This window comes from Thalassobacillus devorans (assembly GCF_011761345.1).
In the GTDB taxonomy this organism is placed as follows: domain Bacteria; phylum Bacillota; class Bacilli; order Bacillales; family Halobacillaceae; genus Thalassobacillus; species Thalassobacillus devorans.
The window spans coordinates 481057-502793 of record NZ_JAASRY010000002.1 but is presented as its reverse complement, the minus strand read 5'-3'; the positions used below and the strand labels follow the sequence as shown (position 1 = coordinate 502793).

Here is a 21737-nt window from a genome sequence, read left to right as displayed (position 1 = left end):
TATTGTGACGAAGGACCGCGAATCCCCCGAGGTGATGGTTACACCTCGAGGTTTTTCTTATTTATTGGACCAGGAAACGACCATTTTCGCCTTTCCTTCCAGCTCGAACGGCTCCATCGTTGTTGGAAGAATGAAATGGCTCCCTTTTTTGATAGCATGACGCTGATTGCCAACTTTGACCATTCCTTTCCCTTCAATGACACTAACTAAAATATACTTCTCAAATCGAAATTCAGGAGAACGACCGTCCAGTTCCCACAGCACGACACCAAAGTAATCCGCCTTTACCAGACTCTCTTCCTTCAGGCCTTTGTCTTTGCTCGACTCACGATCCAACTGAGGATCTTCATGAGGGACAGTAGTTACTTCTAATGACTCGTTTAGATGGAGCTCTCTTTTATTGCCATCAGCACCGACACGATCATAGTCGTAGACACGGTAAGTAATATCCGAACTTTGTTGGGTTTCAAGAATCTGCACACCTGCTCCAATTGCGTGGATCGTACCGCTCGGAACATAAAAGAAATCACCAGGATGAACTTTTACCCTTCTCAGGAGTTTGCCCCATTCACCATTTTCTACCAGCATCTGTAATTCTTCACGGGTTTTCGCATGGTGGCCGAAGACAATTTCAGCCCCTTCCTCACAATCGATTACATACCAGCATTCTGTCTTTCCATATGCTTCGTTTTCTTTTTCCTTTGCATAAGTATCATCTGGATGTACCTGCACAGACAAGTCTTTTTTCGCATCAAGAATTTTGACCAGTAAAGGAAAATCTTCACCTGCTTGATCGCCGAACAGCTCCCTGTTCTCCTTCCAAGCTTCCGTTAATGTCTTACCTGCGAGCGGACCGTTCACGATTTCATTCGGACCATTCGCATGGGATGAAATTCCCCAGCATTCTCCAGTTTGATCGGAAGGAATGTCATAGTTGAACAATTCGCGCAGCTGTGTCCCTCCCCATATTCTTTCTTTGAAGACAGGTTTTAAAAAAATAGGTTCGTTATACATCAATTCTGCTCCTTTTGTCGATAAGTCATAGTATGCTAATAAGAATTTTACTACACCACAGGAATGATACAAGTCATAGATAGAAAACAAAATAATCCAGATGAAATCGACTTGTATTAAAATGCTTCGAAATGCAAAAAAGCTCCTCCTTCATAATGAAAGAGAAGCTAACTTTTTATGAAGACAAAGCTTCTGTCAGTGGCGGGACGATTTGTTTCTTTCGGGAAACAACGCCTTCGAGGACTGCTTTGTTTTCAGATAAGGTCACATCAAAGGCTTTTTCGACAGCAGCAGACTTACCTCCCAATACTACCGCAGTAGAATCGTTTGATAGGATGTCTGTTACGACGAACACGAACAAGTCCAGACCTTTTTCATCGATTGCTTTTTGCATTTCCGCTTCGATGTCCGCCTGGTTTTCAAGCACTTCACTCGTGTCGACCGTATTAACCTGTGCGACTTCTACATTGGATCCACCCATGTCAAAGTTTTTCGCATCCAGGCTGATCAACTCAGCCATTGTTTTATCGCTGATATCCGCTCCTGCTTTTAACATGTCAAGTCCGTATTTTTCCGCATCAATTCCAGCGATTTTTTCCAATTCTTTTGCCGCTGCCACATCTTCTTCCGTGCAAGTCGGTGATTTGAATAATAGAGAATCAGAGATGATAGCAGAAACCATCAGTCCGGCCATTTGCTTGCTGACTTCAACATTATGTTCCTTATATAATTTATTTAAAATAGTAGCGGTACAGCCTACCGGCTCTGCGCGGTAGTAAAGCGGGCCTTGCGTTTCGAAGTTAGCAATCCGGTGATGATCGATGACTTCCGTGACCTGTACCTGATCGATGTCATCTATACTTTGCTGACGTTCGTTATGGTCGACGAGAATCACCTGTTCTACCTCATCTGAGGCCTTTTTAATAAGACGAGGAGCTTCTACACCGAACTGCTCAAGTGCGAATTGCGTTTCACCATTAACTTCTCCCAGGCGAACCGGTTCGACTTCCTCCCCGATTTTGGACTTTAAATCAGCATAGACAATTGCTGATGTAATGGTGTCGGTATCTGGATTTTTGTGTCCGAAAATAAACTTCTTTGCCATGATAAAACCCCTTTTTGATGATATATGTCGCTATTATAACAAACATTCTCTCCAGAAGGGAGAGAAAAGCTGAAAACGAATCACCCCGGACCCTCACCAAAAAACGTGGAGGGTTCCTCCACGCTTATTGTTTATTTAGCTGCTAAAATTAAGGATCCTTTTATGCCAGCCTCATTGGTTAAGCCAGGTGGCACAATATAGTTATCTATGCGATCCGGAGTCAATAACGGGGAACTGACATAACCATTCAGCATGTCTACTACATGACTTCTGATTAAATCAAACAAATGGTATTGCTGCATGACGCCGCCACCCATGATCACCCGGTCCGGTGACAAAATATAAATGTAATTGACGATTGCCTGCGCTAAATAGTAGGACTCAATCTCCCATACCAGTTCATCGTCTGCTAAATCTTTACCAGGTTTCCCCCAGCGCTGTTCGATGGCAGGACCTGCGGCCATCCCTTCCAGGCAATCACCATGATAAGGGCAGGTTCCTGCGAAGGTATCTTTTTCATGACGTCTTACCGCAATATGACCCATTTCCGGGTGGGACAATCCTTTTAGTGTCTCCCCATTTACAATTGCTCCCGCACCTATTCCAGTACCAACTGTGATATAAAGGCAGGAATTCACATCAGTGGCATTCCCCCATCGGGATTCAGATAAAGCTGCCACGTTAACGTCGGTGTCAACTACTACAGGAACCCCTGTATGCTTACTGACTTCATCTGCCAACGGGAAAGCAATCCAATCCGTCTTTGGGGTCTTCTGAATCGTTCCATAGGTTCCTGTTCCTTCATTCAAATCAATCGGCCCAAAGCTGCCGATACCCACCTTTTCAATTCCTGTGTTATCAAAAAACTCATAGACTTTCGGCATCGTTATCTCCGGAGTTTCTGTCGGTATGACAGTTTTCTCAAAGACCTCGCCTTTTTCATCGCCGATTGCGCACACAAACTTTGTTCCGCCAGCTTCAATTGCACCAAGTTTCATAGACTTTCTTCCTCCCATAAAAGTTTCTATTATTTATTATACCAGTTGCTTATATCCTGTTTGATACAATTATCCTTTAACTCCCAGGCTGTAAGCTTGAGTTGTTCATTTCCTTTTTGTTTCACTTTCAGGAGGCGCTCTTCTGGATCAGCAAACATCCGGGTAGTGAAGACTTCTTTACCCTTATTGATAAAAATTTCTACAGATGAACGATCAATGAACACTTGCACATATTTTATCCCTTCAATCAAGCGGCAGCTCCGACTTTCCGGTTCCCCTGATGCTAAGTTCGGGCGTTCAAGCGTCACATATCCATCTGCTTTACTATAGGATAGTGTAAGAAAATCAAACAGTTTAAGCTCTAGATGGTCCAAAGAATCCCCTGTTTCGATGACCAGTTCAGAAGTACGTGCAATAGACTGAGAGAATTCGGCCTCAACCTCATGCTCAAACAGCTGCTTCAATCTCAACTGCTTCATCTCCTCTACCGGAAGCTGATAAAGTTTCCCCTGTTCCAGCCTAAGTTCCCGAGGCAACGTCAAATTATGAATCCAATGATGCTTAATAGTCGGATGATGCTCTTCCCCTTGATCCGGGACACCCATCCAGCCGACAAGGAGACGTCTCCCTTTCTCATCTACCATCGACTGAGGCGCATAAAATTCGAAGCCACGGTCTAATTCTGTGAAACTCCCATGTTCCATTTTTCCATTTTCATAATCAATCTTCCCAATCACATAACCTGTCTGGTACTGATTGTTAAAATCAATTCCTTGCGCCTTGACACCCTGTGGGGAAAAAATTAATACGTCCTGTTGATCCAGTTGAAACGTATCCGGACATTCCCACATATAACCGAGCCCGTTGACAGGACCTGCCAGATTACCTTTATGTGTCCATTCTTGTAAATCTTCCGACTCGAAGAAAGCTACTGTACCCTCTTTGTCTAAAGTCTGAGCGCCGACTACCATATACCATTTGTCATCATAGTTCCATACTTTAGGATCACGGAAATGAGCAGTGTACCCCTCAGGCAATTCAACTCGAACACCTTTTTTCACAAAATCAATGCCATTATCTGATTCTGCCAGGCACTGGTACGTTTCCCTATCCCCTTTGCCATTACGTACATTTCCGGTATAAAAAACTTTTAATTTTTCATTATGATCAATGGCACTACCAGAATAGCAGCCGTTTTTATCAAACCAGTCACTGGGGGTCAGTGCAATTGGCTCCAGCTTCCATTCGACCAGGTTATCTGAACTGTAATGCCCCCATAATTTGGCGCCATGGCCAGTATGAAACGGCATCCACTGAAAATACATGTGGTACTTCCCTCGCCATTGGATCCAGCCATTCGGGTCGTTCAGGAGACCGACCGGGGGAGTCATATGGAACCCCTGGCGATATGTGTCTTCCTGGGCTGTTTCCAATGATTTTTCTACCGCCTGATAGGCTTGTTGTCGCAAATCTTTGTCATTCATCATAGCTAAACTCTCCTAACCTTCCAATCTATAAATGGAAGAAGACCCAGGATACAGTGCCCAGGCCTTCGTGTTCTGTTATTTGTTGTCTACCATTTCATCGTTGAATCCAAACAGATAAGTCAATACAAACGCTGTCCCGATTGCAATAAGATTGACTAAAATGTATCCGAAAATCTGGCCATTCAAGTACAACAACGTTCCTGGAATTACCGTAATCGCCATACCAGTTGCTTTCAATCCCATAATTGCAGCCAGGAACCCAGATACACCACCTCCGATCAACCCCATAACAAATGGCTTCATATAGCGGAGGTTGATACCAAAGATAGCCGGTTCGGTGATACCTAAGAATGCAGACAGTGCTGAAGGGTAAGACAATGCTTTCAGCTTCTTGGATTTCGTTTTAACACCGACAGCAAGCGCGGCACCACCCTGTGCTGCAATCGCTCCTGTAATGATCGGGTTAAACGGGTTGAAACCGAGTCGTTCCAGCAACTGAATTTCCATAAAGTTGAAGATGTGATGAACACCAGTGATAACAATAATTTGGTTGAAGAAGCCAATCAGCAGGCCACTCAGTCCCAACGGCAGTTCCAATAAGAACATCGTTCCTGCGAAAATCCAATTTTCCACCGAGTGGAAAACCGGACCAATTGCAAGCAATGCCGCTGCGATCATAACGAGTAATACTAAAAATGGAGTGAGAATCAAATCAAGTGCTTCTGGAATTCGTTTACGCAGCGCTTTTTCAAGTTTCGCACCCAAGATACCTGCGATGAAAGCAGGTAAGACGGATCCTTGATAGCCGACCACCGGAATAAAACCTAGAAATGGAATTGGTGATGCGTCTCCTGCTGCGACTTCCCAGGCATTCGGTAAAGCCGGTGATACGAGCATCAGACCAAGTACAAGACCAATGACCGGTGTTCCCCCGAATACTCGGAACGTCGACCAGGCGACAAGCGCTGGCAAGAAGATAAAGGCCGTATCTGTCAAAACTTCTGTAAATAGTATGAAGTTCTCCGGAACGCTCTCAGGCGTTAAGCCGAACAACGAAAGAATTGCTTCCTGCATGACAAGTCCACGTAACCCCATGAAAAGACCGGTCGCTACCAATACAGGGATGATAGGGACAAATACATCACCAAATGTTCGAATCGCCCGCTGGAAAGTATTCCCCTGCTTAGCTGTTTCTTCCTTCATTTCTGATTTGGATGTGCCATCCACATTGTATTTCGTTATTTCTTCATAAATTCGATTGACCGTACCAGTTCCAAAGATAATTTGATATTGACCAGAGTTATAGAATGCACCTTTTACTTTTTCAATTTGTTCCACAGCATCGACATCCACTTTTTCCTTGTCATGGACCATTACCCGCAGCCGGGTAGCACAGTGAGCAATAGACTGAATGTTTTCTTCGCCTCCGACTGCCTCAAGCACCTCTTTGGCAATTTGAGCATTACTAGCCATCGTATAAATCCTCCTTTGGTAATCCATTTGTGTAATCGATTACACACCCATTAAAAAAATAATAGCACCCCTTAGGGAATCGATTCCATATAAGTGAAAAAATAAAACCATGTAAGCGGTTTACACTTTATTTAAAAAAAGAGAGCAGCGTGTGTAATCGATTCCATATCACTTGTTGATTTGTACTATACACTATCTCTCTTAATCAGTCTATAATTTTGCGTGATTTTTTTCCTGGTATTTTTACCCTGTAACTGTTCAAGCAGCAATTCTGCGGCTTTACTCCCGGCATCTTTGTTGAAATAATCGATGGTCGTTAAAGAAGGGGTAATATACTTCGACATGACTGCTGCTCCAATACCAGTAATGGCCATATCTTCGGGAATGCGAAAACCTTGTTCTTTCAAATATTCCATGGCACCGATTGCCATACGATCGGTAACCACAAATACGGCAGTTGGAGAATTTTCACGGTTGCTATTAATAATTTGTTTCATACTTTCGTAACCGGATTCTATACTGAAATCACCGTAACTGCACCAGTTTTCTTCGACTGTTATCCCGGCTTTTTTCATCGTATCCATAAATCCTTTTTTTCGAAGCACACCAACAGCAGGATCTTCTTCACCGACACCAATGTAGGCTATTTTTTTATGGCCTTTTTGAAGAATCATAGTCGTCATATCTACAGCTGCGTGGTAATCATCATAAACGATGGAAGTGACTCCCGGCAGCTCCTGACCAAGGGAAATGAATGGCAGTTTCGCCTCCTCAATCGCATGCAGCAGAGGATCGTTGACGTTGGTTGCTAATAAAATGATGCCATCGACATGGCGGCTTTGAAGAAGCCGGATATATTCAATTTCTTTCTCGTGATGCAATTCGGTATCTGTCAAAAGAATCTGGAAGCCTTCTTTGGAGACTACTTCATTGATGCCTCCCACCACCCTGCTGGCTGTTTCCGTACTGATTTTAGGAAGGATGACTCCGATAACACCAGAACGTTTGGTACGTAATGATTTAGCGGAGACACTGGGAATATAGCCGGTTTCTTCTACAACTTGCATGACCCGTTTTCGTGCCGATTCACTCACGTACCCATTATTATTTAACACACGACTGACCGTTGTGCGTGATACATTTGCCATTTTTGCAATATCATTGATCGTTGTCATAAAACTTTTCCTCCATACCAATGGAATCTAAGTACATATTATTGCAAATACACCCGAATGTCCATCCCAATAACACACCCCGGGTCCTCCAGATTCTGGAGGACCCGGGGTGTCCCGTATTAAAAAGCGATTTTCTCTCCATCCAGCTCAATAACACGCTGGACTGGTTCCTGGAGGGCAGCGCGGCCGTCCATGTAGACGTCTTCCTCATACAAATTCTTAATCTTAACTTTTCCAATAAATACAGCAGACTTCCATGTTACCATCGTAATTTCAAATTCCTCATTATCAGCAAATAACTGCTTTATTTCTTCCGTTACAGCAGCATGGTTCAACATAACAAACCAATTCTTATTATTTTCTTCATGAACAATCAACAAGCCATGGTCAAATATTAACGGTTCTCCATTCGGCATCAGGATTGTTTGTAGTGAAAACGACAATGACATCCGCACCATCACTCCTTCTCCCTAACCATTTCGACAGATTCCGCCTAAATCCTCTCCTTCCATTTTCATATTTTCGTATGATCTAACTTCTGAAAAAACTAATACATTTATCCCACCTATTGATGCCCATTGTTATGCTGATCGATCATAGCAAGTATATCCTCAAAAATTTTTCTACAATATTAATTATTTACCAGTTGCAATCTGTCGAAAAATTAATATGACAAATATAAAAAATTCGTTTATGATAAAATAATACTATTCCATTTTTAAAAAATTATAAAGGAGCATTCAAATGGCAAAGGGTAACAAAAAATACGATTATGACCTCAACCAAGTCAAACAACTCCTCGAAGAATCAGACAAAAACTACCGCCAGATTGCTGCAGAAACAGGCTGTCCCTACTCTAATGTAGTCTACCATGGCCGAAAAATCCGCGGAAAGCGATACAAAAACAATGTACAGGAAATGGTGTCTTTCGTAACTTCTGAAGATAAAGCAAAAGCATCAAGTGACATGCAAATAAATACCTCAAAGGTCTCTGAGGAAAAACAAAATAACATTGCTACGCCTTCTTTTGAAATTACAACAGCTAATCTATCCCTTGAACAAGCAGAAGCAAAAGCGAAAAACATGATCGAAGCAGCACGCGTGCTCGGTGTCAATAAAGTAACGTTGCAGATAAGCAGCCATGATGAAAATTAGAAAACGGCCGACGGTTAATACCGTCGGCCGTTTTCTAATTTTTTACATTTCGTGATTGATGTATTGCCACCTGTTCAACAATTCATCTAAAGCCTGGGAAACCGAGACCAGCTGAGGATCGGAGGGATTGTCTTTATATAACAGGTACATCTTTTGTCTTAACTTTTCAATTTCAAATTCCAGCTCTGCCAGCCCTAGCACTCTGAATCCCCCTTTTACTATTCATCATCGGTTTGTTCAAGATCTTTATTCTCGTTATCGGAATCCCCGTTTTGACCATTCTCTTCTTCCTCTTCCGCCTCTTCTTCATCCTGTTCTTCTGTCTTTTCCTTTTCTTCTGATTCTCCAGAAGAAGCATTTTCATCCCTTCCGTTTTCTTCTTGCGTATCATCATCTTCTGACGTAGTTTTTTCTTCTATATCAGTATTTTCTTCTTCTTTTTCTTTTTCTTCTTTATTTGTACTGGTGGAATTTCCCTTATTATCGTCGCTTGTATTTTTTCCACTATCGGAAGAAGTATTAGTATTAGCAGAACTACTGGAACCAGAAGCAGAACTGTTCATTTCTGAGTTGCTTTGATTTGTATTTGGTTCCCATGAAGAAGATTCGTTTGTTTCTTCTTCAATTAAAACTTCTGTTTCTTCTGGTTCCCAAGCTATCTCGGCGGTTTCGGAATCCTCTAATAAGGAGTCTCCTTCTTTTTCCGTGAAAAAATCTTCAGCTATTGTTCCAGCATGTATCTCATTAATTGATCCTCTTTTCATATGTAAATAAGAGTCACGAGGTAGTTGGTAATCGGATTGAGCGGTTAAAACTGTCCGTCCATCCTGGATGCTTTTGACGATGAAGAAACCACTAACTGCAAGTCCAATGGCCAAGAATATAGTAGCAATGATAGCAACGGACTCTTTATTCATTTCCATAAAATTCCCACCCCCTTGTTACTCCATTATAACCGTCCACTAAAATAAATGCTTTATTTTATATATCGAGAGAATGTTTAAAATGTTAAGCCGCCCAGGGCAAAATGAAAGACCAGGCGTCAATTTCCGCCTGGTCTTGATGCTGAATTATTTACTTTTTTCCTTCATCCCCAGGGAATTCATAGAAGAATTTAGCTGTGATAGAGCCATCTTCATTTTGCTGGATGTCAGTGACATGGATGCCGGAATCAGCTGGTACAGGATTATCCTCTCTCCAGAAATAATAGGAACCTGTATGAACATTACCTGAATTCGGAGTGATTTCATCACCAGTAGTAAAGAAGTCAGCTTCGTCACCACGGTTGTTATTACGCTCCAGGTCATACTCTCCATCTGCCTGCAATACAGACAATCCATAATGCGTAATCAAAGTTCCATCAGAAGCTGTAGCCGAATGATTGTACTGGAAACGTTTGTTCATCCAGTTTTCAACGTTGTTAGGACGCAGGCCAGCTGTCTGATATTTGTTGATGACATTTTCATCGACATGCCATGCAACCAGACCTTCCGCGTTTTCACCAACACGTGCCAGTCCTTTATTGAAGCCTTCCTGCTGAACATTTTCAAAAAGGAAGTATTCTGTCCCGTTAGAACCAGGGACCTCCATTTTCACGACATCTTCGTGTTCGTTAACTGGTCCCAACGTCAATTCCTGGACGCCATCTTCTGGTGTAACTTCTTTCGGCTCCAGCCAGCCCAAGAACATTTTAGAAAATGGATCAAAACCGGTCGGTGAATTTCCGGAATATGCGGCATCATTTGGATAACGCATCCAGGGACCGCCCGCCATCATTGAGAAGTTTCCGACGCCTTCAGAAGTATATTCAGTGTCATAGAAATCAGGCAATCCTAACGCATGGCCAAACTCATGGGCGAATACCCCAGGCTGCGCCGGGTAAGGTCCTGCTTCCAATTCTTCTTTATACGTGTTGGTAGCGGCATCATAACCAGCTACGTTTCCGCCGATTGCCGGCTCCACAGTGTAGTTATTGACAACTACTCCATCATAAGTAAGCTCTTCTTCTGTTGTTTTCTTGATCCATTCGGACTCAGACATTCCCTCAGCCTCAGGTGCGAATACACCATCGTCGTAATATGGACCATAGTACAAGGCACTTAGAACTCCCCACTTGTGTGACCAAACCTGTGCAGGATCACGGCTGAATTCTGCTCCTGTACCTTCATGAACTACAAATATATTCGGCACTTTTCCGTTTTCCGCATATTTGGAAAAGTCAACATGAGGATCAGCTGCTTTCAATAAGTCACGGACCAGCTCTCCCATATGGGCATAACCATTGTCATTTCCAAATTTATATTCGCCATCATTTGCATGCTCACCAGTCTGATCAAGGTAGTAAGAAGCTCCATGAGGCAGCTCCACCCAGCCGATATCTGTCATATCGTCATATGTAGTAAGTTCGACTTTACCATAACTGGATTCTTTATAAATGTTTTGCATGGTACTGTTAGTTGGTACTTTTTCACCTTCAAACTCGGCATATTCCTTAAAAACATCCATCTTATACGGATTATATTCATCCCCGAAAATAAGATCGTTTAAGTACTTAGCTGGCACCGGCTTATCCAGCGTCCCTTTCGGCTGGTCGCCATTCTTATATTTAGCTAACAGAACAAGCATCGGTACTTCTCCTTCTGCTTTTTCATAAGCGACATGATCTCCGGCAGCCTGTTCAAATTTTGAGCCTTTATTGGCAAACTTTTCAGCTGGATCATGTTTTGAAATATCAAGGCCAGCTTCTTTCGCTTGTTCAGCCAGTTCTGGTGTGGCCGGAACATAATGCGCCGGTTCCAGGTTATAATTATTGGATGCCTGTACGTCACTAGCTCCTCCGCCCGCAAGCCCTGTTGTCAGTCCGGACACTAACAACAATGAAGCTGCAGCGGATGATAGAAATTTTTTGTTCAACATTCTGTTTTCCTCCCCCAAATTTCTATTTGCTTCCAGTTAATTATAGAATATTCAGAACATTTTCGGGGCAAAAAATGACAAAATAAGCATGTTAGACTACCATACCCTATATTTTTTACATATTTCGACATCCAGCAACGGAACCTTTTATCCATAGGCTATCCCTAGATCATTTACAAAGTCCTGTATTTTAAACGGTTCTTTCAGATCAGTCACCTAATATAAAATACCCACCTCAAAGAAACCATGTCCTTAAGGCAGGCAACATTTATCCCTTCTATTCTTCAATTCGGTACTTTTCGTGATAATAATCTTTGTTCTTGTTCCAGTCTTCCAATGTCGTTTCAAATATTTTATTGTCCTGATCATCAAATACAGAAACAGAATCCTTTTGTTTTTCTACGGAATAAGACGGTTCGTCATTTGCACTTGTTTGTTGGATAGAACCCATGTCGACCTCTTCAATAGTTGCTGCCGCTCCATCCGCAGGCTTTACACTTTCTGCCGCTTCTTCTATGTATTCTTCCACCTGTTTTGTTTCTTGACTGTATGGCGTGTCCGCTCTTTTCACTTCAAACATAGCTGCGAACGTCAATCCTATCAGTAAAAAAGGTAAAGATAAAAATATTACTTTCTTCAACGGGATCTCTCCTAACTTAAAGGTGCCTGTCTGAATCCACGTTAATTATATGGGTGAAAAACATCGGCTTCAATATAATCCTGTAAAATGAATACCCCTATTACAGAATATAAATATTTCTTACTAACCTATGTAATATATTTAATATTCTCTTAATCGATTTCTGGATTTTTATTTATATTTTTTTATTTTCTGGAAGAAAGTTAGTTTATAAACCCGATTTTCACAATATTATCCAACCTTTCATAGCAGCAGAGGCTTTTATACTACAAAAACTAATAGAAGAGGGTGAACTGATCTGGATTTCTTTGTTAAAGGAGAGTAGAACTCATAAAAAATGATGAGAATTCCATTAAACTTTCGTATACTAAAAAATCGAGCAGGCAACTCAATGAGTTGCCTGCTCGATTAGATGACTTCTTTTTAAGATTGATAATCCTGTATCATTCCATTAACTTTTTGTACTTCTTCATTCGGAACAATCAAATAGTAGATTCCCCCGATGTTCGTACCACTGCCCTGCATTTGATAGGTTTCTGTATTTTTGCGGGCACTTCGATAATCTGTTCCCAGTTTCCTCATATCAGAAAAGTCCATGTTGGTACTTACATTCGAACCAAGTACGTCCATGATATCGCCAATTTTATTGACGCCGCCGATGCTGGCACCTTTTTCAATGACCCCTTCGATGACTTGACGCTGTCGTTCATTACGTCCGGCGTCCCCCTGAGGGTCATTTTTTCTCATCCTTACAAAAGAAAGAGCTTCTTTCCCATTCAAATCAAGCTGCCCTTCCGGAAATGTTATGCCGTCCTGTTTAAAAGCCATATTATTAGTGACAGTTATTCCTCCTACAGCATCAACAAGCTGTTCAAGGCCTTCCATATTCATCCTTACGTAATAATCGAGTTCGATATCAAGAAAGTTTTCGACCGTGTCGACTGACATATCACTTCCGCCGAAAGCATAGGCATGGTTGATTTTATCTTCGGTCCCTCTCCCTACAATCTCGGTACGAGTATCCCGGGGGATGCTGACCATTTGCATCCGGTCATTGTCCGGGTCAAGCGTCAGGACAATCATCGTATCCGAACGGCCTTTATCATAGTTTCGTTCATCGACACCAAGTAATAATATATTAAGAGATTCTTTGCTCTCTATCTTTTTCTTTGTGAGATCATTATCAATAGAAGAAACAGGTTCATGTAAATCTTTATCGACTGTGTTTTTCACATTACTATAAATCGAAAAAGCATAGGCTCCTACTCCTATTAAAATCAGGAGCATGACCAGTAAAGTGATCTTCCACCACTTTCCTTTTTTCCGCTGCTTTTTCTTTTGATCTTTACGACTTCTCATTCGTCCACCTCATTAACTAAATATAAAACCACCATTACATTATACTTAATTAGTCGAATCTTGTAAAAGTAATAATCCATTTTCTGGAGGACCCGGGGTGTTTATTTTCTATCGGATTTACCCATACTTGTAATAATACTATTTGAGCGATGGCAGGTGGGGTGAATAATGAATAAATTAAGAGGGATGTTGGCACTGGTATCTTTTATGGTTGTCCTTGCTTCTATTGGCACGCTACTATTATTAATGGTAAAGATGCCGGAAGAAGCAGACAATGAGGGTCAGAACAATCTCCCGAATGAAGAAGTAAGACAGATAATCCAATGGGATGAACCAATTACAGAAAAGCCATTCAGAAGCCTACATTACGAAGACAAAGCACTAGGGGAAGAAATTACGAAAGAAACCATTAAAGATAATTTTGAGCCAAAATTTGAAGAGTTGGAAAAGCAAGTCAGCTTGCAGGTTGACCAACTCATTCAGGACGCGGTAACTGATTACCAGGAACAAATCCAAAGCGGTAAAGAAGGATCGCTTATCCAGCTTTACCAAAAATATACGAAAGCAGCACAGGAGTTGGAAGATAAGACGGATGAAGCATTTCTCCAAATCTATAACGAATATCAAGATGAATTGAAAGCCAACGGTTTCAATTCATCGGAAGCCGATGGCATGAAAGTACAGTACGAAGAAACAAAAGAAACAATCAGATCCAACCTGCTGCGCGAAGTCGCCAGCAGAAACTAAAAGAACTTATGCCGACCCAAGGAACCCCGGAGCCCTCCAATTTTTGGAGGGCTCCGGGGTCCCTGTTTAATTTACTATTTGCCGGCCGGCATTCTCTTTTTTTTTGCAATGCCTTCATTCCTCTTTCTTTCAATAGTTCACATAGGTTAGGGTGACTGTCTATATAATCACATATAATGAAATTTTGCTTCTCCGTGAGGGAAAGTTTCTCTACCGATCGGGACACTCTGTTCTGCCGCTTCTTTCCTCCTGCTTCGTGGCTGACAAATAAGACAGCTTGCATCATTAAACAGCTCCTCTGACTGTTAGGCTTCAGCTGCCTCCAGTTCATTATCATTCTGATGCATGAGACTAAACGAGCGGATGCGCTCCCGGAAATGGACAACTTCTCCTATTATGATCATAGCAGGATTACGTATAGGTACTCTTTCTACTTCATCTATAATGTTAGAAAGAGTACCTGTAACAACTTTTTGCTTTTCTGTTGTGCCTTGCTGAATGACAGCAACAGGGGTGTCCGGCATTTTCTCATGTTGGAGCAATTGATCACATATATATGGTAAATTACTAACGCCCATATAGATAGCCAGCGTGTCAACGCTTTTTGACAGGTTATTCCAATCAATTTCCTCATGCTTCCCTTTGCAGCGATGACCAGCTATAACGGCAAAGGAGCTGCTAATATCTCTATGGGTTACAGGTATGCCAGCATAAGCGGGGGCTGCTATGCCAGATGTAATTCCAGGGACGACTTCAAACGATATACCTTGTTTTGCCAGTGCCTCTGCTTCTTCGGCCCCTCTGCCGAACACAAACGGGTCTCCCCCTTTTAAGCGTGTCACTGTTTTCCCTTGTTTCGCATATTTCACTAATAAATAATTAATGGTTTTCTGTTTTAACATATGAAATTTAGGATGCTTTCCACAGAAGACCAGCTCTGCACCGGTTTTTGCATGTTCCAATAACTGCTCATTCACTAACCGATCATATAAGATGACATCTGCCTGCTGAATACATTTTAATGCTTTTAAAGTGATTAAATCCGGGTCGCCAGGACCTGCTCCTACTAAATATACCTGTACCATTCGGTTCCTCCTTCGTAATCCTTGTTCTTACTATAATAGGGGCCACTATTCTAGCAGTTACTTTCCGGGAACAATGACGTATACTTCATTGTTCTTTACTTCTGTTTCATAGGTCTGTACGCAGCCAGTGTCAGGTTCCTGGACCTTCCCGCTTCGAGTACTGATTTTCCAATCATGCATCGGGCAAAAAACATGCTCCCCACTCACCATTCCTTCCGCAAGGACACCACCTTTATGAGGACAGCGATTTTCGATTGCCCGCACCTTTCCTTCTTCGAGTTTGAATACGGCCAGCTCTAATTCTCCAATTATAACAGTTTTCCCTAATTTTTCTGGAAGGTCCTCCAGCCTCGATACGAATACTTTGCTTAATAATTTTTCCATCAATGGGTTCCTCCCCGGTTTAATTTGTTCCTGCTGGTACTTTTACATTTTGATAAAGCTCACGAAGGAGACGATTATCCTCGATCGCTTCTTTCCATGGGTCCTGTACAACGGATAATGCTTCATCCATGCGGGCATTCAATTCAAGGAACGTCTGCTTTTCATCTAATACAGATCTAATTTGGTCTAACCCGACTCGCTCTACCCAGGCAGAAGTCCGTTCCAGGTAATTGGCACTTTCACGATAATATTGTAAAAAGGCAGCTGTAACAGCAAGCACTTCTTCCTCTGTTTTTACCTTATACAAGAGTTCTGCTTTTCTCATATGGGTACCACCATTGCCACCTACGTATATTTCAAATTCTCCATCCAGACCGACGACCCCGACATCTTTTACCGATCCTTCCGCACAGTTTCTTGGACAGGCGGATACACTCATTTTTACTTTATGGGGTGTATTCAGCCCTTCAAACTTTTTCTCCATTTTGATTCCCAGACCGATTGAATCTTGCGTACCGAAACGGCAAAAGTCTGCACCGACACAAGTTTTCACTGTCCTTAGTCCCTTTGCATAAGCAGAACCTGAAGGCATATCAAGCTCTGACCAGATATCTGGAAGATCTTGTTTTTTAACTCCAAGCAAATCCAGACGCTGCCCTCCAGTAACTTTGATCATTTTCACTTCATATTTATCTGCCACATCGGCAATTTTCCGTAGATCCTCAGCATTTGTTACCCCGCCATACATCCGGGGTACGACTGAATACGTCCCGTCATTTTGGATATTGGCGTGGAGACGCTCATTGACAAAGCGGGATTCTTTTTCATCTTCATATTCCGTCGGCTTAAGCATGCCAAGATAATAGTTCAATGCCGGCTTACATTTGGAGCAGCCTTCTTCTGATTTCCAGCCCAATACATTCATGACTTCTCTTGTATGCGTCAATCCTTTCAATTTTATTTCCTCGATCACTTCATCCCTTGATAAAGTGGTACAAGTACAGATTGATTCTTTCTCGTTTTGGGTGTAGTCATCTCCCAGGGTATGCTCCAGCAAATCGGAAACTAAGGATTTACACCCACCACAAGAGCGAGAGGCATTAGTACAGCCTTTGACCTGTTCGACTGTGGCCAATCCCTGACTGTTGATTGCTTCAACGATCGTACCTTTCGTCACACCATTACAGCCGCAGATGATTTCCTCATCCGGCATACTTGAAATTAGATCGGCTCCCGAGTTCTCGGAACGTTCGGACTCTGTATATTCTTCTATTGCTGCCCCATTATTGATCAGGCTCAATAGCCGGTTACCATCGCTCGTATCTCCGAAAAGTACTGCCCCAGTAATTTTCCCTTTATCCACCAGGACTTTTTTATAGGTACCATTCCAATCATCAAAAAGTTTCAGCGACTTTGTATGTTCATCTTCATTGATTTTACCTGTTGAAAAAACATCGACGCCCGACACCTTCAACTGGGTAGATAAAACAGAGCCCTGATAGCCATCTCCCTCTATGCTGCATATCTGCTTGGCCATTTCCTTACCCTGTTGATATAATGGTGCTACCAGCCCATAAACCATTTCTCTATGTTCCGCGCATTCCCCGACTGCATATATGTTTGGCACTTCTGTTTCTAAATAATCATTGACTATGATCCCGCGGTTGACAGGGATTCCACTCTCTTTCGCTAATGAGACATTCGGCCGGATCCCCACTGCCATAACGATCAAATCAGCCTCTATCTGATGACCATCGTTGAATTTGAGTCCCTCAACGCGATCCGTTCCGATAATTTCCTCTGATTGCTTTTCCAGAAGAAAATTCATCCCTTGCTTTTCCAATTCTTTTTGCAGCATTTTACCCGCTGTCTGATCTAGTTGCCGTTCCATTAGATAGTCTGCCAGGTGGACAACATCAACTTCCATTCCGAGATTCAATAAACCTCGTGCCGCCTCTAAGCCAAGCAGACCTCCACCAATCACGACCGCCTTTTTGTAGTGATTAGAACATTCAATCATCTTCTCGCAGTCTTTGATATCCCGAAACGCCGTTACGCCTTCTTTATCTGCTCCAGGCAGCGGCAGCATGAAGGGCAGCGACCCGGTTGCAATGATCAGTTTGTCATACGCTGCCTCCCGGCCTTTATCCGTCCTTACTATTTGTTTGTCCTTATCGATTTTCAGTACAGTTTCGCCTGGATACAGTTTAATATTGTTGTCCTCATACCACTGCCAGCTATTCAATGTGATGTCATGGATTTCCGTATCTCCCTGCAGCACTTTGGATAGTTCAATCCGGTTATAATTGGGATATGGTTCACTTCCAAAAATCGTAATGTCAAACTGATCAGGTGCTAACTGAAGCACTTCCTCGACCGCCCGGACACCTGCCATTCCATTTCCGATAAGTACCAGCTTTTGTTTGGACATGTAGTAAAAACCTCCAAATTATAATAATTTTTAGAATAATTGTCATTTTAAGGGGTATAATCCTAATGCACAATTCTCATGTGAGAAAACCTCACATGCTTTCGCAAAAGACTCATATATTTTGTTCAACTTTCAAGTGATAGTTTCGTTCCGCAATATATTGACTGTCCGTGGAATAGACCTGGGGCGACTCTTTGATAAAAAATGATAGAGCAAAACAAAGGAGAGCTGCAGTGCCGATGACTCCGAAAAATAAAGCAGGGTACGTTAAATTAAGTATCGCCAGAAAACAGACCGAGCCGATATTTCCATAAGCCCCTACCATTCCGGCAATTTGGCCTGTTTTACTTTTCTTAATGGAAGGGACTAGTGAAAAGACAGAACCAGAGGCTGCTTGTCCGATCATCGAACAGCACATGGTCAGCACCACGGCAGCGAATAGTGGCCACTCCCCCTTTAAAGCTGACATTCCAAAATAAAGGATCCCTAGCAAAAATAATAAGGTCATAAGTATCCGTTTCCGTCCAAAACGATCACTCAGCCACCCTCCAGCCGGTCGTGCAACCAAATTTGTGAAAGCAAAACTGCTGGCTATCATTCCTGCTGCAACAGTATTTAAAGAATAGGTATCCAGAAAAAACATCGGCAGCATCGAAATGACAGCTAGTTCTCCCCCAAATGTTGCAAAATAGCCGAGGCTCAATATACTTACCTGCAGCATCGAGTATTGTTCTGACTCAGGTATTTCAGACTTTAAATAGGCTATGTTTTTCACCCATATTTTCCAGACATGAACCAGGTAGAGAATTGCTAATAAAGCATAAAACCCAATTGCTGCTCCTTTAGCCAGTAATCCGGCCTGCTGCAGTGACCATACAAGGATGCCCATCCCCCCATAAATAGGCAATGAAATGAATAGAAGAATGATGAGATCCGAGAAGCTGGTGACTTCCATTACACCTGAAGATTTGGATCGCTTGAAAGCTTTATGAGGAGGGGTATCTTCCACTTGATGGTAAAAAACCAATCCATAGATTAAGGCGAGTAACCCGGTAGCTGCAACCGCATATCTCCAACCGTTGTCTCCTCCGAATAATAAAGCTAGTAGAGGGAGGGTAAACGAGGCGATTGCTGAGCCGAAATTTCCCCAGCCGGCATAAATCCCCTGAATGAAACCAGCTTGATGCTCAGGAAACCATTCTGCCAGCATTCGAATTCCCACTACGAAACTGGCGCCGATAATCCCTAAAAATAACCGGGAGATGAGCAGCTGCCAGTAAGAACTGCTTAAAGCAAAGATAAAACAGGGTACACTCATAACAACAAGTAGTACAGCAAATACCCGTTTTGGACCGAACCTGTCCACTAACCGTCCCATAATGATTCTCGCAGGGATTGCTAAGGAGAGGTTGACCAGCATTAAGACGCCAATTTCTTCCTTGGTAATTCCCAGTTGTTCCATAATAATGGAACTAAACGGAGCCAAATTGAACCAGACCATGACACTGATAAAAAAGGCCAGTGTGGACATGATAAGCACCTTTAGATTTCCTTCATAGATTTCTTGCACGTCATCCACCTTCCGATTGAACGTATTTATTTTTCCTTATGCCATTCAAGTAATTTAACTCAGCACAGGTTTTAACTTTACAGCGGTTACTTTAAAGGCAGGCATGTGTGAATCAGGATCAAGCTTATCAGAAACAAGGCGATTCACATTTTGCCCCCCTGTCCAATGGAAAGGTACGAAGACTGTATCTTTCCTTATTTTTTCGGAGCACCTGTTCCTTACGACAATGCTTCCTCGCTGTGACTCGATTTTCACAAGTGAATGATCTTCAATAGAGTATTTAGCTGCTGTTTCCGGGTGAATTTCCATAAATGATTCAAACTCTCTGGCTGCCAAAGCAGTACTTTTCCTTGTTTGTTCGCCAGTTAAATAGTGGGCCATTACACGACCTGTCGTTAAAATCAGCGGGAAATCATCATTCTGGACTTCCTTTTCTACATCAGCAGCCATAGGAATAGCCATCTTCGCTTTCCCATCCTTGTGCTCAAAAGTTGTTTCAAATAATCGCTTCGTACCTTGATGCTCGTAATCAGGACAGGGCCAAAGCACACCGTTTTCCTTCCTCAATTTTTCATAGGTCATCCCATAATAATCTGCCTTGCCTCCTCGACTGGCTTTTCTCAGTTCATCAAAAATTTCTTCAGCTGTGGTAAAAGAAAAGTAGTCTCCCTTCCCCATTGCCTTTGCTATTTCACAGATAATCTGCCAGTCATGCTTCGCTTTCCCCGGAAGAGGGCGGTTCGCTTCTCTCAAGGTCACCCGCCCTTCGACATTCGTCATAGTTCCTTGATCTTCCAGATACGAAGATGCCGGCAGGACCAAATCTGCTAATCTCGCAGTCTCTGAAAGGAATAAATCGGCAACGACCAAAAACTTAAGCTTCTTTAATGAACGTTCGATTAAATTAGAATTTGGATGAGAGATTACCGGATTGGAACACATGATGAACATTCCCTTGATCGATTCCTGATCGGCCTTCTTGAACATTTCATAAGCGGAGACTCCTTTTCCCGGCAACTCAGATTCTTTAATCCTCCAAATTTGTGAAATATGAGCACGGTCTTTTTTATTTTCAATGGAACGATATCCAGGGAGCTGATCTGATTTCTGTCCATGTTCCCTTGCGCCCTGGCCGTTTCCTTGCCCGGTAATTGCGCCATAGCCGGAGTAGGGTTTACCGACTTTCCCTGTCGCAAGCAGAATATTTAAAAAGGCCCGAACAGCAGCTGTCCCATCTGTCTGCTGTTCAACCCCCCTGGCGGTGAATATCATCCCGGATTCTTCCTCACCAAAGATTTCTGCAGTCAAATATAAGTCCTCCTCCGAAACCCCCGTCACTTCCGATACTTCAGATAGTTTAATAGAAGAAAGTCGGTCTGCCACCTGTTCAAAGCCATCAACCCGGCCTTCTATAAATGTTTGATCGATCAACCCTTTTTCGATGATTATTTTTAATAGGCCATTAGCCAAAGTGGCGTCTGTACCTGGTTTGTTTTTTAAGTGCATATCAGCTATAGAAGTCGTTGCTGTTTCTCTGGGATCAATGGCAATGATATAGGCACCATTCTCCTTCGCCTGGTCAAAGTAAGGCATAATCGTTGGCTGGCATTCCGCTATGTTGGTGCCCGCAAGGATGATGCACCGGGTATGCGGAATCTCCTCTAAGGTATTCGTGAATCCACGATCGATACCGAACGTCTGATTAGCGGCTGTAGCTGCTGCAGCCATACATAAACGGCCATTATAATCGATATGCCTGGTGTTTAAACCTACACGCGCAAACTTACCTAATAAATAAGCCTCCTCATTGGTAAGCGAAGCACTGCCATAAACGAATAGTGCATCATTACCGGCCAATTGCTGTATGTCCGTAAAATTTTTGCGGATATGCTCCAAAGCTTCCTTCCATGAAATCGGCTGGTATTCCCCCTTCACCTTCAACAAGGGCTGGGTGATTCGCTTCTGATGCAGGGCATGCTGGTGGGCATTTTTCCCCTTGATACACAGCCTCCCTTTCGTGGTTGGATTATCTTTTCCTATAGTTTTATAAATTTTCCTAGAAACGACACGCTGCTCGACAAGCTGCATTTTGCATTGCATACTGCAAAAAGGACATTGCGTGTCGTAAACCTTTTCGGATTGCACTTTCTGATGTTTATTTCGAAAGTACTTCAGCATTAGCTCAGTCAAACCGATCA

Annotated in this window: 19 protein-coding genes; 2 read left to right on the top strand and 17 right to left on the bottom strand. The window is 42.6% G+C overall.

Annotated elements, in window-relative coordinates; genetic code table 11:
* Positions 1–57 precede the first annotated feature (57 nt).
* From manA to FHS45_RS09550, 7 genes are all read right to left on the bottom strand, one after another.
* The gene (gene manA, locus FHS45_RS09580) at positions 58–1014 is read right to left on the bottom strand and encodes a mannose-6-phosphate isomerase, class I (RefSeq protein WP_062441458.1); all 957 of its coding nucleotides are present in this window, start codon (positions 1012–1014) and stop codon (positions 58–60) included.
* Between the two features lie 175 nt (positions 1015–1189).
* Positions 1190–2119: a manganese-dependent inorganic pyrophosphatase gene (locus tag FHS45_RS09575; RefSeq protein WP_062441460.1), complete on the bottom strand. Its 930-nt coding sequence runs from the start codon at positions 2117–2119 to the stop codon at positions 1190–1192.
* 131 nt (positions 2120–2250) lie between these two features.
* Complete coding sequence (locus tag FHS45_RS09570; protein WP_062441463.1) at positions 2251–3117, bottom strand: ROK family protein; 867 nt, start codon at positions 3115–3117, stop codon at positions 2251–2253.
* Between the two features lie 29 nt (positions 3118–3146).
* Positions 3147–4604 (bottom strand): sucrose-6-phosphate hydrolase, encoded by a 1458-nt coding sequence (locus FHS45_RS09565; protein ID WP_062441467.1) that lies wholly within the window; start codon positions 4602–4604, stop codon positions 3147–3149.
* Positions 4605–4679: 75 nt separating this feature from the next.
* Positions 4680–6077 carry a sucrose-specific PTS transporter subunit IIBC gene (locus FHS45_RS09560; RefSeq protein ID WP_062441471.1) on the bottom strand — a complete coding sequence of 466 codons (1398 nt, stop codon included), beginning with the start codon at positions 6075–6077 and terminating at the stop codon, positions 4680–4682.
* Positions 6078–6262: 185 nt separating this feature from the next.
* Positions 6263–7252 (bottom strand): LacI family DNA-binding transcriptional regulator, encoded by a 990-nt coding sequence (locus FHS45_RS09555; RefSeq protein WP_062441474.1) that lies wholly within the window; start codon positions 7250–7252, stop codon positions 6263–6265.
* 119 nt (positions 7253–7371) lie between these two features.
* Positions 7372–7710 carry a hypothetical protein gene (locus FHS45_RS09550; protein WP_148350016.1) on the bottom strand — a complete coding sequence of 113 codons (339 nt, stop codon included), beginning with the start codon at positions 7708–7710 and terminating at the stop codon, positions 7372–7374.
* Positions 7711–7996: 286 nt separating this feature from the next.
* Between FHS45_RS09550 and FHS45_RS09545 the strand changes: the two genes are divergently transcribed.
* Positions 7997–8407: a hypothetical protein gene (locus FHS45_RS09545; RefSeq protein ID WP_062441480.1), complete on the top strand. Its 411-nt coding sequence runs from the start codon at positions 7997–7999 to the stop codon at positions 8405–8407.
* 42 nt (positions 8408–8449) lie between these two features.
* Here the strand turns inward: FHS45_RS09545 and FHS45_RS09540 are convergent, their stop codons facing one another.
* From FHS45_RS09540 to FHS45_RS09520, 5 genes are all read right to left on the bottom strand, one after another.
* Positions 8450–8608, bottom strand: a complete 159-nt coding sequence (locus FHS45_RS09540; protein ID WP_148350018.1) for an aspartyl-phosphate phosphatase Spo0E family protein — start codon at positions 8606–8608, stop codon at positions 8450–8452.
* Positions 8609–8625: 17 nt separating this feature from the next.
* Entirely contained in the window at positions 8626–9330 is a 705-nt protein-coding gene (locus FHS45_RS09535) for a hypothetical protein (protein ID WP_062441482.1), read from the bottom strand.
* A 151-nt stretch (positions 9331–9481) separates the two neighbouring features.
* Positions 9482–11323 (bottom strand): M6 family metalloprotease domain-containing protein, encoded by a 1842-nt coding sequence (locus tag FHS45_RS09530; protein ID WP_062441486.1) that lies wholly within the window; start codon positions 11321–11323, stop codon positions 9482–9484.
* A 277-nt stretch (positions 11324–11600) separates the two neighbouring features.
* Positions 11601–11963 carry a hypothetical protein gene (locus FHS45_RS09525; RefSeq protein ID WP_062441489.1) on the bottom strand — a complete coding sequence of 121 codons (363 nt, stop codon included), beginning with the start codon at positions 11961–11963 and terminating at the stop codon, positions 11601–11603.
* A 423-nt stretch (positions 11964–12386) separates the two neighbouring features.
* Positions 12387–13322, bottom strand: coding sequence for an LCP family glycopolymer transferase (locus FHS45_RS09520; protein WP_062441493.1), 936 nt, complete (start codon positions 13320–13322; stop codon positions 12387–12389).
* 168 nt (positions 13323–13490) lie between these two features.
* Between FHS45_RS09520 and FHS45_RS09515 the strand changes: the two genes are divergently transcribed.
* The gene (locus FHS45_RS09515; RefSeq protein ID WP_062441496.1) at positions 13491–14069 is read left to right on the top strand and encodes a hypothetical protein; all 579 of its coding nucleotides are present in this window, start codon (positions 13491–13493) and stop codon (positions 14067–14069) included.
* 305 nt (positions 14070–14374) lie between these two features.
* Here the strand turns inward: FHS45_RS09515 and cobA are convergent, their stop codons facing one another.
* The 5 genes from cobA to nasC all read right to left on the bottom strand — a co-directional run bounded on the left by cobA (position 14375) and on the right by nasC (position 21729).
* Positions 14375–15154: a uroporphyrinogen-III C-methyltransferase gene (gene cobA, locus FHS45_RS09510; protein WP_062441499.1), complete on the bottom strand. Its 780-nt coding sequence runs from the start codon at positions 15152–15154 to the stop codon at positions 14375–14377.
* A 57-nt stretch (positions 15155–15211) separates the two neighbouring features.
* Positions 15212–15541, bottom strand: a complete 330-nt coding sequence (nirD, locus tag FHS45_RS09505) for a nitrite reductase small subunit NirD (RefSeq protein ID WP_062441503.1) — start codon at positions 15539–15541, stop codon at positions 15212–15214.
* Positions 15542–15557: 16 nt separating this feature from the next.
* Entirely contained in the window at positions 15558–17969 is a 2412-nt protein-coding gene (gene nirB / locus FHS45_RS09500) for a nitrite reductase large subunit NirB (protein ID WP_062441506.1), read from the bottom strand.
* Positions 17970–18081: 112 nt separating this feature from the next.
* Positions 18082–19539 carry a NarK family nitrate/nitrite MFS transporter gene (locus FHS45_RS09495; RefSeq protein WP_062441509.1) on the bottom strand — a complete coding sequence of 486 codons (1458 nt, stop codon included), beginning with the start codon at positions 19537–19539 and terminating at the stop codon, positions 18082–18084.
* Between the two features lie 54 nt (positions 19540–19593).
* The gene (gene nasC, locus FHS45_RS09490) at positions 19594–21729 is read right to left on the bottom strand and encodes an assimilatory nitrate reductase catalytic subunit NasC (protein WP_062441512.1); all 2136 of its coding nucleotides are present in this window, start codon (positions 21727–21729) and stop codon (positions 19594–19596) included.
* Positions 21730–21737 lie beyond the last annotated feature (8 nt).